General features: G+C 70.6%; 11 protein-coding genes. 2 read left to right on the forward strand and 9 right to left on the reverse strand.

From position 1 onward, the window contains the following. Positions 1 to 7: 7 nt before the first annotated feature. The 9 genes from BCF44_RS41530 to BCF44_RS41570 form a co-directional block, all read right to left on the reverse strand. Complete coding sequence (locus BCF44_RS41530) at positions 8 to 1723, reverse strand: hypothetical protein (RefSeq protein WP_116179999.1); 1716 nt, start codon at positions 1721 to 1723, stop codon at positions 8 to 10. A gap of 224 nt (positions 1724 to 1947) precedes the next feature. Next, the gene (locus BCF44_RS41535) at positions 1948 to 3156 is read right to left on the reverse strand and encodes a hypothetical protein (protein ID WP_116180000.1); all 1209 of its coding nucleotides are present in this window, start codon (positions 3154 to 3156) and stop codon (positions 1948 to 1950) included. Positions 3157 to 3167: 11 nt separating this feature from the next. Continuing rightward, on the reverse strand, positions 3168 to 5006 hold the full coding sequence (locus tag BCF44_RS41540) for a hypothetical protein (protein ID WP_116180001.1): 1839 nt from the start codon (positions 5004 to 5006) through the stop codon (positions 3168 to 3170). Between the two features lie 54 nt (positions 5007 to 5060). Further along, positions 5061 to 5837, reverse strand: coding sequence for an isocitrate lyase/PEP mutase family protein (locus BCF44_RS41545; RefSeq protein ID WP_170218037.1), 777 nt, complete (start codon positions 5835 to 5837; stop codon positions 5061 to 5063). A gap of 44 nt (positions 5838 to 5881) precedes the next feature. Beyond that, positions 5882 to 7222: an apiosidase-like domain-containing protein gene (locus tag BCF44_RS41550; protein ID WP_116180003.1), complete on the reverse strand. Its 1341-nt coding sequence runs from the start codon at positions 7220 to 7222 to the stop codon at positions 5882 to 5884. 21 nt (positions 7223 to 7243) lie between these two features. Next, positions 7244 to 8137, reverse strand: a complete 894-nt coding sequence (locus BCF44_RS41555) for a GNAT family N-acetyltransferase (protein WP_116180004.1) — start codon at positions 8135 to 8137, stop codon at positions 7244 to 7246. 165 nt (positions 8138 to 8302) lie between these two features. Beyond that, positions 8303 to 9016, reverse strand: a complete 714-nt coding sequence (locus tag BCF44_RS41560; protein ID WP_116180005.1) for a 3-keto-alpha-glucoside-1,2-lyase-like domain-containing protein — start codon at positions 9014 to 9016, stop codon at positions 8303 to 8305. 479 nt (positions 9017 to 9495) lie between these two features. Beyond that, positions 9496 to 11583 (reverse strand): alpha-galactosidase, encoded by a 2088-nt coding sequence (locus tag BCF44_RS41565; protein WP_116180006.1) that lies wholly within the window; start codon positions 11581 to 11583, stop codon positions 9496 to 9498. A 35-nt stretch (positions 11584 to 11618) separates the two neighbouring features. Further along, positions 11619 to 12389: a class I SAM-dependent methyltransferase gene (locus tag BCF44_RS41570; protein ID WP_116180007.1), complete on the reverse strand. Its 771-nt coding sequence runs from the start codon at positions 12387 to 12389 to the stop codon at positions 11619 to 11621. Positions 12390 to 12535: 146 nt separating this feature from the next. Between BCF44_RS41570 and BCF44_RS41575 the strand changes: the two genes are divergently transcribed. Next, positions 12536 to 14236, forward strand: coding sequence for an ABC transporter substrate-binding protein (locus BCF44_RS41575; RefSeq protein WP_116180008.1), 1701 nt, complete (start codon positions 12536 to 12538; stop codon positions 14234 to 14236). Next, the gene (locus BCF44_RS41580) at positions 14233 to 15165 is read left to right on the forward strand and encodes an ABC transporter permease (RefSeq protein WP_116180009.1); all 933 of its coding nucleotides are present in this window, start codon (positions 14233 to 14235) and stop codon (positions 15163 to 15165) included. Before BCF44_RS41575 ends, BCF44_RS41580 begins: the two co-directional genes overlap by 4 nt.

The following is a 15165-nucleotide window of genomic DNA, read 5'->3' on the forward strand; positions in this document are numbered from 1 at the left end:
TCGTCGCCTAGCAGTGCGAGGCGGGGCGTTTCCACTTGTCGCCGCTGGTGTCGTCGCCGTCCTTGAGCGTGCCGCTGGCCTTCATGAACGCAACGGCGGCGTTCTTCAGGAGGTCGTTCAGTTTGGCCGGCGGACCGGCCGGCACCGCGACGCCGCCCTGCTTGGCGAACCAGCCGCTGGGGCCGAAGTCGCCGTAGGGCCGGCCGTCCTGGAACACGTGGATCTCGAAGTCCGGGAACCGCGCGGTGTCCAGCCGGGCGTCGAACTTGTCGTACAGGTTGAGCGTCGTGCGACCGGCACCGCCCTTGTCCGTCCAGCCGCAGGCGTGGTCCGGCCGCGCCGACTCCAGGCGCTTGCCCACGGCGGTCAGGTCCAGGGAGGCCAGCGCGTACGGGTACACGTGCACCTCGGCCAGCACGGAGTAGTAGACGTAGTCGTCGTTCGGGTTGGACTTCGCCAGGGCGTCGGCGAGGGCCTTGGCGTCGGCCTGCGCGAAGGCGGCGTGCATGTCCGTGTCCACGCACGACAGGGCGTACGAGCCGTGCGAGGGCTCCTTGGCCGTCGTGCTGCACGAGCCGGCGGGGATGCCGTCGACCGAGACCTCGGCCGTCATCTGCACGTCCACAGTGGACGGAAGCTGCCCCAGGCTGCCCGAAATGGCGGAGGTGAGGTGCGCGGTGACCGTGCAGCCGGTCTGCTCACACTTGTTGTAGCTGTCGAGGTTGTCGATGTCGTCGAGGTGGAACACCATCCCGGTGTTGACGGCGTCGCCCAGTTGGCCGGTGTCGGCCTCCAGGTCGTCGTACGTCCTGTCGACGTCGTCGGCGTCCATCGGCGTGAAGTCGACGGTGCCGAGGCCGCTGTAGGACGCCCGCGTGCCGTTGAGCTGGAGTTTGCGGCCGGGATCCGCGAAGGCGACGGTGGACTTCCTGGTGCCCTTGTCGATCCACCGCACCACGCGGTAGGGCTGGTCCTTTGCGACGTACAGCGTGCCGTTCGGGGTGTCGGCCTTGAGCACGGGCACGCCGTCGACCAACGTGCCGTCGTCGCTGGGCGTCGGCAGCTTCGGCGTCGCCGCCACTTCGGCGCGGAGCCTGTCGGCGATCGCCGTCGGCGTCACGTTCTGGTTCGCCAGCGAAGCCAGGGCGCCGAGATCGCCCGTGATCCACCGGTTCTTCAGCCGATTCGCGTCGAAGTCGCCGGAGATGCCGTGCGGCAGCACGTTGCCGTCGACCCGGACGAACAGCTGGCCGTTGAGGATCATGTACCGGAACTTGACCATGGTGTCGCCGGTGAGCCAGCCGACCGAGTCCCCCTGCTTGGTGACGCGGCCGTCGAAGACCGTGCCGTCCGGCAGCGTCGAGGTGTAGTTGACCACCGGCTGAGCGGCGAGGTTGGCCACGGCCTGCTCGAACGGGCTGCGGTCCGGCGGCCAGGCCAGCCAGGTCGTGACGCCCGCGATCAGCAGCACGACGACCGCCGCGGCGATGAGGATGATCCTCGTGCGTCGGCGTTTCCGGGGCTGGGGCAGGGGAATCAGGTCGGTGCGCAGCGGCGCGTGCCAGCTGGGTGGGAGGCCCGCGTCGGCCTTGAGCGGCGGGTGCCAGGGGCCGGGGTCCGGCCAGGCCTGCTGCGGCTGCCAGCTGGCGGCCGGTGGTGTTGTCGGCTGCCAAGAGCTTTGCGGCAGGCTGGCCGTGGGCGTGCCGGGCTGCCATGAGCTCACCGGCACGTTCGCCGTGGGAACACCGGGCTGCCACGGGCTCTGCGGTAGGTTGGCCGTGGGTGCGCCCGGCTGCCGCAGGCTTTGCGGCGCCTCGGCCGTTGGCTGCCGAGGGCTTTGTGGCGCCGCGGGCGGCTGACCTGTGGTCGGCGTTGGCTGTTCGGGCGCGCCGGTGCCCGGGTTCTCCGGCGGCGCCCCGGTGGACTGGTCGTCCATATGATCATTCCTCAGCAGTGCGGGGTGGGGGTGCCGTTGGCCGTCGTGAACGTCGTGGTCCCGCCGCAGGCGTGGTCGGGTCGCAGCGACTTCAGCCGCTTGCCCTCGGCGGTGGGGTCGACCGTTGCGAGCGCGTAGGCGGTCGCCTTCGCCAGTTCGGTCAGCGTCGGGACGCCGGACCCGATGGCCTGCTGGTAACCGGCGTTCATGCCCGTGTCGACACACGACAACGTGGTGAGACCCTGCGTGGCCACCTTGGCGGTGACGCTGCACGAGCCGGCGGCGGCGTCGTCGATCTTCGCATTGACGGTCATCGTCGCGGTCACTTCGGCGGGCACCGTCGCTCCCGGCATCGGCGTGACGCTGAAGTGCACGGTCATGGCGCAGCCGGTCGCCGCGCACGCGGTGAAGTTGTTGTCGTCGTACGAGTCGGCCTTGAAGGTCAAGCCGGTGTCGACGGCGTTGCCGAGCTGGCCGACGTCGGTCTCCAGTTCGTCGTACGCCTTGTCGACGCCGTCAGCCGTCACCGTGGCGAAATCGACGGTGCCCAGGGCCTTCCTGTCGACCCAGCGGACGACCCGGTAGGGCTGGCTTCTGGCGACGTAGAGGGTGCCGTCGGGGGTGTCGGCCTTGAGCACGGCGACGTTGTCGACGGTGGTGCCGTCGTCGCCGGGCGTGGGCAGGTCCGCGGTCCGCGCCACCTCGTCGCGCAGCTTGCCGGCGATCGCGGCCGGCGTGACCTCCTGCTTGGCCAGCGCCGCCAGATCGCCGATGTCGCCGGTGATCCACCGGCCGTGGAGCAGGCCGGTGTCGATGAACGACAAGGTGCTGGACGGCGCCAGCGACCCGTCCATGCGGACGAAGGTCTGTCCGTGCACGGTGACGAATGGGTACTTCGCCGCCGACACATCGGTCAGCCAGCCGACGGCATCGCCCTCGCGGGTCACACGGCCGGCGAACCTGGTGGTGTTCGGCAGGCTGGCGGTGTAGTCGACCATCGGCTGGGCGGCGAGGCCGGCCACGGCCTGTTCGAACGGGCTGCGGTCCGGCGGCCACACCAGCCAGGTGGTGACGCCGGCGACGAGCAGCGCGACGACCGCCGCGGCGATGAGGATGGTGCGTCTGCCGCGGCGTTTCCGTGGCTGTGGCGTCGAATCGGTGGGTGGGGGCGCGCCGGTGCCCGGGTTTTCCGGCGCCGCCCCGGTGGACTGCTCGTCCATGTGATCATTCCTCAGCAGTGCGGGGCGGGGCGCTTCCACTTGTCGCCGGTGGTGTCGTCGCCGTCCTTGAGCGTGCCGCTGGCCTTCATGAACGTGACGGCGACGGTCTTCAGGTCGGTGTTCAGGCCCGCCGGCACGTCGGACGGGATTGAGCCGCCGTTCTTGGCGAACCAGCCGCTGGGGCCGAAGTCGCCGTAGGCCTGGCCGTCCCGGAACACGTGGATCTCGAAGTCCGGGTAGCGCGCGGTGTCGTACCGGGCGGTGAAGCCCATCTGCGTCAACTGGATCGGATCCCGCTTGCTGCCGCCCTTGTCGGTCCAGCCGCACGCGCGGTCGGGCCGCAGCGACTCCAGCCGCTTGCCCTCGGCGACCAGGTCGACCGAGGCGACCGGCAGCGCGAACACCTTCACGTTCGCCTGGACGTACCAGGAGATGTAGCCGCTGTAGCCGGCCTTCGCCTCGGCATCGGCCTTGGCCTTGTCGTTGGCCTGCTGGAACGCGCCGGCCATGTTCGTGACGGTGCAGCCGAGCGTGCCGGGACCGTTCGAAGCGACCTTGCCGGTCGTGGTGCAGGTGCCGGCGTCGGTGTCGTTGAGCGTCACCTGCGCGGTCATCTGCGCGGTGACCTCGTTGGGCAGGGTGCCGTGCAGACCGCGGGGCGTGTCGACGAAGTGCGCGGTCACCGTGCAGCCGGGGCCGGTGGCGCACGCCTTGAGCCCGTCGATGTGGTCGATGCCGTCGAAGGTCATGCGCACGCTGCTGTCGAGGGCGTCGCCGAGCTGGCCGACGTCGGTCTCCATGTCGTCGTACGTCTGGTCGACGTCGTTGGCGTTCATCGGCGTGAAATCAACCGTGCCGAGCCCGCTGTAGCCCGACTGGCCGCCGTTGAGCTGGAGCTTGCGGCCGGGGTTGGCGAACGCGGCCTGCGACTTCGTGGTGTTCCTGTCGATCCAGCGGACCACCTGGTACGGCTGGTACTTGGCCACGTACAGCGTGCCGTTCGGGGTGTCGGCCTTGAGCACGGGGACGTTGTCGATCGTCGTGCCGTCGTCGCTCGGGGCGGGCAGCTTCGGCGTGGCGGCCACCTCGCCGCGCAGCCGGTCGGCGATCACCGACGGCTTGATCGACTGATTGATCAGCGGCCCCAGCAGGCCGAGGTCGCCGGTGACCCACCGGTCCTTCAGCTTGACGCCGTCGGGCAGCTGGGTGTCCACGCCCGGCGGGAACAGGCCGGCGTCCAGCCGCACGTACAGCTTGGAGTTCAGCAGCATGAACGGGAACCGCTGGCCGCGGCCCGTCAGCCAACCGATGGCGTCACCGTGCTCGGTGGTGCGGCCGTCCCACTGCGTGCCGTCGGGCAGTGCCGCCTTGTAGTTCACCACGGGCTGGGTGGCGAGGTTGGCCACGGCCTGTTCGAACGGGCTGCGGTCGGGCGGCCACACGAGCCAGGTCGTGACGCCGGCGACCAGCAGCACGACGATCGCCGCGGCGATGAGGATGACCCGCTTGCTCCGCCGCTTGCGCGGCTGCGGGGCCGGGACGAGGTCGGCGCGCAGCGGCGCGTGCCAGCCGGGCGGCAGGCCGGCGTCGGCCTTGAGCGGCGGATGCCACGGGCCCGGGTCCGGCCAGGTCAGCTGAGGCTGCCAGGTGGCGGGCGCCCGCATCGGCCCGACCTGGCCGTCGGCCGGCTGCCAGGGGCCTTGCGGCCGGTCGAGCCCGGGTGCGCCCGGCTGCCACGGGTTCTGCGGCGTGGTGGGCTGCCAGGGCTGGTACTCGGGTCTCGGCAGGTCGGCGATCGGATCCTCCGGCGCGGACTGGGCGCGCGCCGGCTCGATGGACGGCTCGTCCATGTGGTCATTCCCCCCTACTGTTCGGCGGGAATGATGACACCCTCAGGTCACGGGTTAATAGCGTTTATCAAGAGCCTTCATCAGGTCCGGGTAGGACAGCGTGGTGGCGAGGCCGGCGAAGCCCTGGCCGCCGAGCAGGCCGGCGAGCGCGTCGCGGGAAGAACCCCAGGCCAGGCGGCACAACCACGAGCCGGTGGACACCCGGCGCACGCCCATCGCGGCGAGCACCTCCGGGTAGGGCAGCGTGGGCGAGGCCAGGATGTTGATCGCGGCGCCGGGCAGGGCGGCGACGAGCTCGGGGATCTGCGCCTCGGGGAAACCGGGGACGAACACGCAGTCGGCGCCGGCCTGGAGGAATCGCCGCAGGCGGGCCACCCCCTCGTCGAAATCGCGGGAGCCGGACCACCACACGTCGGTGCGCGCGTTGATGACGAGGTCGTCGCTGACGGACCGCGCGGTGGCGATGCGGTCGGCGGCCTCGGCGGCGTCGCGGATGGCCCCGTCGGGGTAGCGGACGTCCTCGATGTTGACGCCGGCGGCGCCGACGTCGACGGCGGCGGCGATGCAGGCGCGGATGTCGCCGTAGCCGCCCTCCAGGTCGGCGGTCACCGGCACCGCGGACGCCTCGATGATGGCGGCGACGGCCTTGATCATCACCGCCAGCGGCATCCGCTCGCCGTCGGGCTGGCCGAGGGCGGCGGCGACGCCGGCGCTGGTCGTGCCGATCGCCGGCACCCCGGGCACCGCCGACAGCAGCTGCGCGGACGCCGGGTCCCAGGCGTTGGGCAGCACGAAGAACCCGCTCTGGTGCAGCTCCCGGAAGGTCGTCATGCCGGGAAGCTTAGGCATTCGACGGTTCGGCGCACGCCGAATCGTCAGCCGGCCGAGCTGATGCGCAGCACCCAGTCGTCCTCGCCGAGGTGGTTGTGGCCGGGCGTGGTGAACTGGGCCGGGCCATGGTCGGTGGAGGGCTTGGCGGGCTGGAAGGCGCCGGAGGTCGGGTCGTACCAGTACGCGACCGCGCCGGGCCGCATCTTGTCCAGGTCGACGGTCAACGTCCGCGCCGTGGGCACGTAGACCATGGCGAGCCGGCCGTCGGCGGTGCGGGCCGCGGTGGCGTAGTCGCTGTCGTTGACGGTGCCGGTGGAGGCGAAGGTGCCGTAGCCGTCGGTGATAAGTGAGTGATCCTCATCCGGCACGAGGTCGTACCAGCGGCTGGCCCGGAACAGGTCGGTCATCAGCCGGAACTCGCGGGTGGGCTGGGTGTCCAGGTGCTCCTGCCAGCCCTCCTTGAACTTCCAGGTCCAGCCGCTGCCGTAGAGCTGGCCGGTGGCGCCGGACAGCATCGCCCAGTACTCCTGGCGGCGCAGCGTGTGCGGGCCGGCGTAGTCGTGCTCGTCCTCGTAGTTGCCCTCGGTCATGTACACCGGCAGCGCGTCCGGCCGGTCGTACTCCTTGAGGACCTGAGCATAGGTCGGGTAGTACGTGTAGGCCGCGTCCAGCTGGATCATCGGCCGCCAGCTGGGGTCGTCCAGCGAGCCACTGCTGTCGTAGTTCAGCTGGACGGTCTGAAGGTGCGCGGGATCGTTGTCGCGGATGCCGCGCGACACCGCCATGACCAGGGCGTCGTCCTTCGGATCGCGCCACGTCTGGAGGTCGCAGCCGTTGAGCCAGACTATGTTGGGATACTTGGCGAATCGCCTGCCCAGGTCCGCGCCGAAGTCGTAGGCCTTGTCGGGACCGTTGTCCCGCAACAGTTGCAGGTGGCCGCAGGTCTCGGCCGGGTTGAGCCAGACGGTCAGGCCGTGGTCGGCGGCGGCGGAGATCATCTCCTCGACCCGGTCCCAGTACCGGGGATTGGGCGTGGAGAGGTCGCCCGCGGTGGTGAACGGGGCGACGCCGTCGAAGGTGGCGTCGTCGGGATGACCGCCCTGGTCGGGGCCGACGAGGGTGTTCAGCCAGAGCGTGTTGAAGCCGGCGGCCCGCCGGTCGGTGAGGAAGGTCCTGGCCTGCGCCACCGACATCGTCACGAACAGGGCCTGCGGCGAGTCGCCGGCGATCAGGTACGGGTGGCCCCGCTGGTCCAGCAGGTACCGGCCGTTCGCGCTGACCGAGGTCGGCCAGGCGAAGCGGCCGGGGCCCGGGGCCTGCGCCGACGGCGTGACGAGCACGGCCGTGATCAGCACAATCGCCGTCAGCAAGATCGGGATCCGCACGCTTGAGGATCGTACGGGTCGTTACGGCAGCAGATCGATCCGGTGCCGCGTCACCGGATATCCGGCCCTGGCGAACGTCCTGGCCATCCGGACGTTCGGCACGTCAGTGCTGGCGACGATCTTCTGCGCGCCTTCGGCGGCGAGCATGTGGGTGGCCTCCGCCAGCAGGTCGTAGGAGTAGCCGTGGCCGCGCTGCTCGGGCAGCACCGCGATGTAGCCGATGCAGTGGGCGCTGTAGTGGTAACAGGGCGCGGCCAGCCCGACGAGTTCGCCGTCCGGCGTGTACGCGAGCCGCCACCACTCGCGTGGGCTCGGCATCCAGAGCAGGTAGTCGAGATCGTCCTGGGCGGACGCGTCCAGGCCCTTCTCCTCGATGACGCGCCGGGCGTGTGCGTCGACACTGGTCGCGTTGACGCGGCGGAACAGGGTGAAGATGACGTCGTCGTCGGGCTCGGGCCGGAACTCCAGGCGCGTGCTGCGCTCCGGCAGCCCGCAGTCCGGAGTCCAGGTGTAGGTGTATCGCTCGACGAGGTAGGTCATGCCGGCGGCGGTCGCCGCGTCGAGACGCGCCGTGGCGGCGGCGTGCACCGCCGGGTCGTCGCGCCACTTCGGCGGCAGGATGAGCGAGTACTCGGCACTGAGCGGGGCGGTGCGCAGCAGGTGCACGGCGGCGTCTGCGTCGGTGAAGTCGAACCAGTCCAACGCCTTCGGCTCGGTGTCGTCGGGCCCGCCCCACCACACCGCCCGGGCAACGACAACGCCGTCGCGCAGCGCGATCCACGTCCATTCGAGGCGGTAATCGCCGGTGGCGTAGGTGATACCCAAGGGGGCGTAGCCGACCAGGCCGGGGTCGGGCAGCGAGTCGAACAGGGCCTCTTCGCCGGCCGCGAGGGGCCGGACGATCAGATCAGACATGCGGGCAACTCCGGGAGAATCGGTGTGTGCTCCCGGTTGTCACGCCCTGTGGGTCCGGTGGGAGCACGTGAACAGTCGAGTGACCATCGCTCCCACCTCCTCTGCCGTCGTCGAAGGGCGCGCCGGCGACTGTAGCCGCGCCGGCGCGTCCCTCGCGAACGGTTTTCAGCTCGTGGTGATGAACTTGTCCGGGCTCGTCACGACGGGGGACTCGACGTACAGGCTGCGGTACTCGTCCTGGATCCCCTTGTTGTGCACCTGGAGCGCCAGCGGGCCGTCACGGCCGGCGGTCTTGTCGGTGAAGTCCAGCACCTCGGTGCCCTTGCACGTGGTGGCGGTGCCCGACAGCGGGCAGCAGGCCATCCGGGCGACGCCGGTGGTCTTGTTGCCGATCAGCTCGCACTGGCTCCAGTTGTGGATGTCCAACTTGGTGTGCGGCAGCTGCTTGAACAGCTTGCCGCCGCCGTTGTTCTTGCCGGGGCGGTAGTCCCAGTGGCCGCCGTTGGGCGGCTGGAACTGGATGGCGCTCAGCGCGTCGCGGATGGGGTTGGTGGTGCCCCAGATCAGCACCGTCGGGGCGTGGTTGCCGACCACCTGGCGGACGTTGAAGATCCAGCGGAAGGTGCCGGCCTGGACCTTGTTGTAGTACAGCCAGCCGCGCGAGGTGCCGTTGCCGTGGATGACGCCGTTCTGCGCCGACCACTGGCCCGCGGCCTGCGAGGTCCACCCGTCCAGCGTCTTGCCGTCGAACATGGAGACGAGGTTCGGGTCGTTGTACGGGTTGCCAGGATCCTTGGCGGCCTGGCTTGCGGGAGCCATGGCGACCGCGACGAGCAGGGAGATCGCGATGGTGACTATCCATAGTGGACGACGGACCATGATCCCTCCGGGCGTGAATAGGACTGTAAACCTTTTCATGCGCGGCGGACCCCAGGTTAGAAGCGCCCGAAGCCCCCGTCAACGCCCAACCCCCGCGAGTCGCGCTGACGGACACACCGAATGTCGGTTTCAGGCAGAAACGAGACTGGGAGCTCAGTTCTGTCGGAAACTGGGGATCGGTGTGACGTCCGGGGACTCGCCGGGTGGGTGGGGGAGTGCGGCGGCGTGAGGGGTCGGTTGTGGCGGAACCGGGTTCGCGATAGCGCTGGGTGGGACTCGCTGGGATGAGGTGGCGGAGCGACGCGCCGATCTGCCGGAGTCCGGGGATCGACGCGACGCTGGGCGGGACTCGGGGGGCGAAGCGGGCGCACCTGAGTGGCTCGGTTGGCGGTGGTGGCCAAGTGAGCCACTCAGGTGGCGTTCGGCAACTGCCCCAGACCTACATTCGTTGTGTCTGTGAGCGCGACTCGCCGGGGTGATCAGGCGGGGGTGAGTTCCAGGACCAGGGCTTGGGCGGGGCCTAGGAGCGGGGCTTGGAGGCCGAAGGTGGCCAGGGTGGCGCCGGGGAGGGTGACGCCGGTGGCGACCCACGGGGTCTGCTGGGCGAAGCGGCTGGCGGCGGGAGCCAGCTCGGGGATGGCCCGTACGGTGTAGCGGCGCGCGGGGTCCAGGCCGGGGAAGCGCAGGCGGGCGGGCACCGCGTCGGGGGAGGTTTCCAGCCGGGCGTAACAGAAAACGGCGTGCCCGTCGCCGACGACGCCGTGCAGCAGGGAGCCGTGATCGGTGTGATCGGCCCGTACGGTCACGCCCCCGTGCAGCAGCGGCCGCAGCCGCTTGTACACGGCGATCCACCCGGTGAGCTGGGCCAGTTCCTCGGCGGACAGGCCGGTGAGGTCCCACTCCAGCCCGGCGTGGTCGAACAGGGCCGTGGCGCAGCGGAACGGCAGCTCGGTGACGCGCCCGGTGGTGTGCGCCTCCGGCGGCCCGACGTGGCTGCCGATCAGCTCCGGCGGCACGAGCAGGCCCATCCAGCGCTGGATCCGTTGCCGCTCAACGGCATCGTTGGTGTCGGACGCCCACACGCGGTCGGTGTGCCCGAGAATGCCGAGATCCACTCGGGCGCCGCCGGAGGAGCAGGACTCGATCTCCAGCGCCGGATGCCGTGACCGCAGCGCGTCGAGCAGCCGGTACACCGCCGCGGTCTGACCGTGCACGCCCGGCACGGCCTCCATCAGGTCCCGGTTGTGATCCCACTTGATGTAGTCGATCCGGTACTCGGCGACGAGGGAGTCCAGGCGCTCCAACAGATAGTCGAACACCTCGGGCTTGGCCAGGTTCAGCACCTGCTGCTGCCGCCACGGCCGCGCGAGCCGGTCACCGGCGACCAGCAGCCAGTCGGGGTGCGCCCGGGCCAGCTCCGAGTCGGGGTTGACCATCTCGGGCTCGAACCACAGCCCGAACTGCATTCCCTTGTCCCGCACGTAATCCACCAGCGGCTTGAGCCCGTCCGGCCACACCTGGGTGTCCACGTACCAGTCGCCGAGCCCGGCGCTGTCGTCCCGCCGGCCGAGGAACCAGCCGTCGTCCAGCACGAACCGTTCGACGCCGATCTCCGCGGCCCGGTCGGCCAGCGCCTTGAGCCGGTCCAGGTCGTGGTTGAAGTAGACGGCTTCCCACGTGTTGAGCACGACCGGCCGCGGCGTGGACGGATGCGAGTCGCGGGCCCGCATCCACGCGTGCAGGCGGTCGCTCAGTCCGTCCAGACCCCGGTCGGACCACACGAACAACGCCCACGGCGTCGCGTACGACTCGCCGGGGCCGAGGCGGATCTCGCCCGGGGCAAGGATTTCCGCCGAGCCGAGCACGCTGACGCCTTCGGCCAGCCGCTCGGCGAAGTGCTCGTGGTTGCCGCTCCACGCGAGGTGCACGCCCCACACCTCGCCGTGCCGGAACCCGAAGCCGTCGGTGCCGGCGACGAGCAGCCCGGTCGCGTCGTGACCGGTGCGGCCGCGGCGGCTCTCGCGCGCCCGCAGGCCGTGCAGGAACGGGCTGCGCTGTGGCGACCGCTCCCGGCACCACCGCCCGGTGAGGTCCAGCAGCTCCGACGCGTGCGTGGGCACCGGCAGCAGCAGCCGCAGGGCGTCCACCGTCCACGTGTCGGCGCCGGTGTTGACGATCTCGTGCCGGACCCGCAGCACGCCCTGCGGGTCGAGGTGCAGCTCGACGTGGAATTCCACGCCGGCAAGGGAATCGGCCGCGGTGAAGGTGACCGAGTTGCCGTCCACGGCGACCGGCGCGATCAACTCCGGCCGCACGTGCTGGTACGAGCCCTCGCGGTGGCCGGCCGTGCCGGGGCGGCCGAGCCAACCCTCCTGTTCGGACGGCAGCACGGTGAGCCGGATCGGCGTGTCGACGGAGCTCGGCGCCACGCCGGGCGTCGAGGCGAGAACCAACGCGTCGTCCACGGGACCGAGGTCGGCGCCCCAGTGCAGCACGCGGGGCAGGCCCGGGCCGGTTTCCAGGACCAGGCCCACCCCGTTCGCCGCGAGGCTGATCAGCTCACTCATGGCCGCAACCTAAGCGAGGCCGAGAACCTTTTCAACTAGCGGACGGCGACCAGCACCCGATCGTCACCGGACTGCCATACGAAGCCCACCTCGCGGAACCCGGCGGCCCGCAACAAATCGACGTGGGCGTCGAGGCCGAGACCGACGCCGTGGTCGTCGGCCGGCACCGCCCGCTCGCGGCGCTGGGCGAGGAGTCCGGCAAACGTTTCCTCCGCCTCGACGGCGGCCCACCACTGCTGCCAGTTCTCGTTGGCGGTCACGCCGACCCGGGCCTCCCGCTCGCGCCGCACCATCTTCTGGAGCTCCGCCAGCCGGGGCTGCGACTCGATGAAGTGATCACCGTCGACCAGCACGCCGCCGGGCTCGATCAGCTCGAACAGGTCCCGGTAGAGCCGGCTCAGGCCCTCCTCGGGCAGCCAGTGCAGCGCGGTGGTGGACACGGCCGCCTGCACCGGGCCGGTGAGCTCCAGCGCGTCCGCCCAGCCGGGCACGCCCAGCCGCGACTCGACGTACCGCACGTTCGGCGGCGTCGTGGCGCGGGCGAAGGCCAGCAGCAGGGGATCGGTGTCGATTCCCACCAGCTGGGCGCTCGGCAGCCGGCCCGCCAGCCGGCCGGCCAGCGAGCCGGGGCCGCAGCCCAGGTCGAGCACGGTGGGCGACGGGTGCTCGCCGAGCGTGTCCGCGAGGATGTCGCCGATAACTGTGAACCGCAGCTCACGGTCGGCGATGTAGTGCTCCTGCTGCGCGTCCCAGCGGCGCAGCCACTCGGCCGCGACGGCCGGATCGACGATGTCGGTGCTGGTCATGTGCCCTCCCCGTTCGATGCTCCTGTTGCAACTTAATGGCAATAAGCGCGGATCTCAAGGGGTGGACGGCCGATCGACGGGTGTCCGCGGCGGTTAGGGTCTGCGACCATCCGTTCACTGTCCGAGTTCGAGGTGGGGGAACACCGATGACCTGGCGAGGATCGTCTCTGCTCGTGGCCGGGCTGCTACTGGCCGGCACCCTGACCGCCTGCGGCGGCGGCGCCCAGAGCGCCAGCACCGCGTTCGACGCGAACAACTGCCAGGGCGGCACGCTGGATGTCCTCAACCAGGACGACGCCGCCTCGCACCTGGACCCGGCGCGGCTCTACACCTCCGGCGGCGGCAACATCCCGTCCCTGCTGTTCCGGACGCTGACGACCAGGACCCGCAAGGCCGGCGCGGACGGCGCGAAGGTCGCCCCGGACCTGGCCACCGACACCGGCGAGCCCAACGCCGACGCCACGGTGTGGACATATCACCTGCGGGACGGCCTGAAGTTCGAGGACGGCACGGCGATCACCGCGCAGGACGTGAAGTACGGCATCGAGCGCGGCTTCGCGGCCGAGCTGCCCGGCGGCGCGCCCTACCTGCACGACTGGCTCGTCGGCGCGCAGAACTACCCGGGGCCCTACAAGGATCCGAACGGCATCGCCGCGATCGAGACCCCCGACGCCAAGACCATCGTCTTCCACCTCAACTCGCCGCACGGCGACTTCCCCTACCTGGCCACGGCGACGCAGTTCGCGCCGGTGCCCAAGGCCCAGGACAAGGGCGCCGACTACGAGAAGCACCCGATCTCCAGTGGCCCGTACAAGATCGAGTCGTACGACAAGGGCAAGAGCATGGTGTTGGTGCGCAACACCAACTGGTCGCGCGCGGTGGACCCGAACCGGCTGGCCTGCCCGGACCGCATCGAGGCGACCTACGGCCTGGACCCGGCGGTGATCAACCAGCGGCTGACCACCGGCACCGGCAAGGACGGCGACGCGGTCACCACCGACACCGACCTCGGCCCGTCGGAGCTGGCCCAGCTGGACAACAACCCGGACCTGGCCAAGCGGGTGGCCAAGGGCGGCTTCCCGTACACGTACTACATCGCCTTCGACAACACCAAGGCCCCGTTCAACGACATCCGGGTGCGGCAGGCGCTGAGCTACGCCATCGACCGCACGTCGGTGGTCAACGCGGCCGGCGGCAGCTCGCTGGCCTACCCGGCGACGACGTTCCTGCCCGACAACAAGAACATGGGCTACCAGGCGTTCGACTTCTTCCCGGCCGGCAAGAACGGCGACCCCGCCAAGGCCAAGCAGCTGCTGGCCGAGGCCGGTTTCTCGAACGGCATCACCATCACGCTGGCCCACCGCAGCGCCGACTTCAACCAGGACGGGCCGAAGGTGGCCACGGCGGTGCAGGACGCGTTCCAGAAGGCCGGCATCACCGTGAAGCTCCAGAGCATCGACAGCGACAGCTACACCACCACGGTCAGCAACCCGGCGACCCAGCCGCAGGCGTCGGTGGAGGGCTGGGGCGCGGACTGGCCGTCCGGCGGCCCGTTCATCATCCCGATCTTCGACGGCCGGCAGTACCTGGCCGGCGGCGGCAACTTCAACACCGCGCACTTCAACGATCCCAAGGTGAACGCGGACATCGACGCGATCAACAAGATCACCGACCCGGACCAGGCCGCGCAGCGCTGGGGCCAGGTGGACAGCGAGATCATGAAGCAGGCGCCGCTGGTGCCGCTGTTCCACACCACCCAGCTGCGGCTGTACGGCAAGAACGTGAAGAACGCCTTCGTCAGCGACTGGACCGGCGTGTACGACCTGTCCCAGGTGTCCGTGAAGTGACCGCCCCGTCCGAGGCGAGACCCGGCTTCCGGGTCTTCGCCGGCCGGTTCCGCACCGACCGCGCCGCCGTGTTCGGCGCGGTCGTGGCGGGCCTGCTGGTGCTGCTGGCGGTGTTCGCCCCCGTGCTGACCGCGATCGAGGGCCAGGACATCGCCTCGTTCCACAGCGACCTGGTCGACTCGGCGCGCGGCGGCGTGCCGCTCGGGCCGCTGGGCGGGATCAGCGGCCAGCACTGGCTCGGCGTGGAGCCGCAGACCGGCCGCGATCTGTTCGCCCGCATCGCCCAGGGTGCGCAGATCTCGTTGCTGGTGGCCGTGTGCGCGACGGTGGTGCAGGTGTTCCTCGGCGTGACCGTGGGTCTGGCCGCCGGGTTGGGCAGCAAGCTGGTGGACACCGTGCTGACCCGGCTCGCCGACATCGCGCTGGCGTTCCCGGTCATCATCTTCTCGCTGGCGCTGCTGACCATCGTGCCGGACGCCTTCCCCCGGCCGCTGCTGCTGGCGCTGGTGATCGGCGTGCTCGGCTGGGGCGGCACGGCCCGCATCAGCAGGGCGCAGACGTTGTCCCTGCGCACCAGGGACTTCGTCGCCGCGGCCCGGCTGTCCGGCGCGGGCGGGTTCCGCATCGCACGCCGGGAGATCCTGCCCGGGCTGGCCGCGCCGGTGATCACCTATGCGGCGTTGCTGCTGCCCACCAACGTGATCACCGAGGCGGCGCTGTCCTTCGTCGGCGTCGGCGTGCGGCCACCGACCTCGTCGTGGGGGCAGATGCTGTCCACGGCGACGACGTGGTTTCGCAGCGACGTGATGTACGTGCTGATCCCCGCGGTCATGGTGTTCCTCACCGTGCTCTCGTTCACGCTGGTGGGCGAGGGTGTGCGGGTGGCGCTCGACCCGCGGACCACGCGCCTGACCAGGAAGGCGGGCTGA

This window comes from Kutzneria buriramensis (assembly GCF_003387475.1).
Lineage (GTDB): Bacteria > Actinomycetota > Actinomycetes > Mycobacteriales > Pseudonocardiaceae > Kutzneria > Kutzneria buriramensis.

Bases quoted from the DNA above. Each gene is read 5' to 3' on its own strand.
- BCF44_RS41535 (WP_116180000.1), bottom strand. From the start codon at position 3,156: ATGGACGAGCAGTCCACCGGGGCGGCGCCGGAAAACCCGGGCACCGGC.
- BCF44_RS41540 (WP_116180001.1), bottom strand. From the start codon at position 5,006: ATGGACGAGCCGTCCATCGAGCCGGCGCGCGCCCAGTCCGCGCCGGAG.
- BCF44_RS41545 (WP_170218037.1), bottom strand. From the start codon at position 5,837: ATGACGACCTTCCGGGAGCTGCACCAGAGCGGGTTCTTCGTGCTGCCC.
- BCF44_RS41555 (WP_116180004.1), bottom strand. From the start codon at position 8,137: ATGTCTGATCTGATCGTCCGGCCCCTCGCGGCCGGCGAAGAGGCCCTG.
- BCF44_RS41560 (WP_116180005.1), bottom strand. From the start codon at position 9,016: ATGGTCCGTCGTCCACTATGGATAGTCACCATCGCGATCTCCCTGCTC.
- BCF44_RS41565 (WP_116180006.1), bottom strand. From the start codon at position 11,583: ATGAGTGAGCTGATCAGCCTCGCGGCGAACGGGGTGGGCCTGGTCCTG.
- BCF44_RS41570 (WP_116180007.1), bottom strand. From the start codon at position 12,389: ATGACCAGCACCGACATCGTCGATCCGGCCGTCGCGGCCGAGTGGCTG.
- BCF44_RS41575 (WP_116180008.1), top strand. From the start codon at position 12,536: ATGACCTGGCGAGGATCGTCTCTGCTCGTGGCCGGGCTGCTACTGGCC.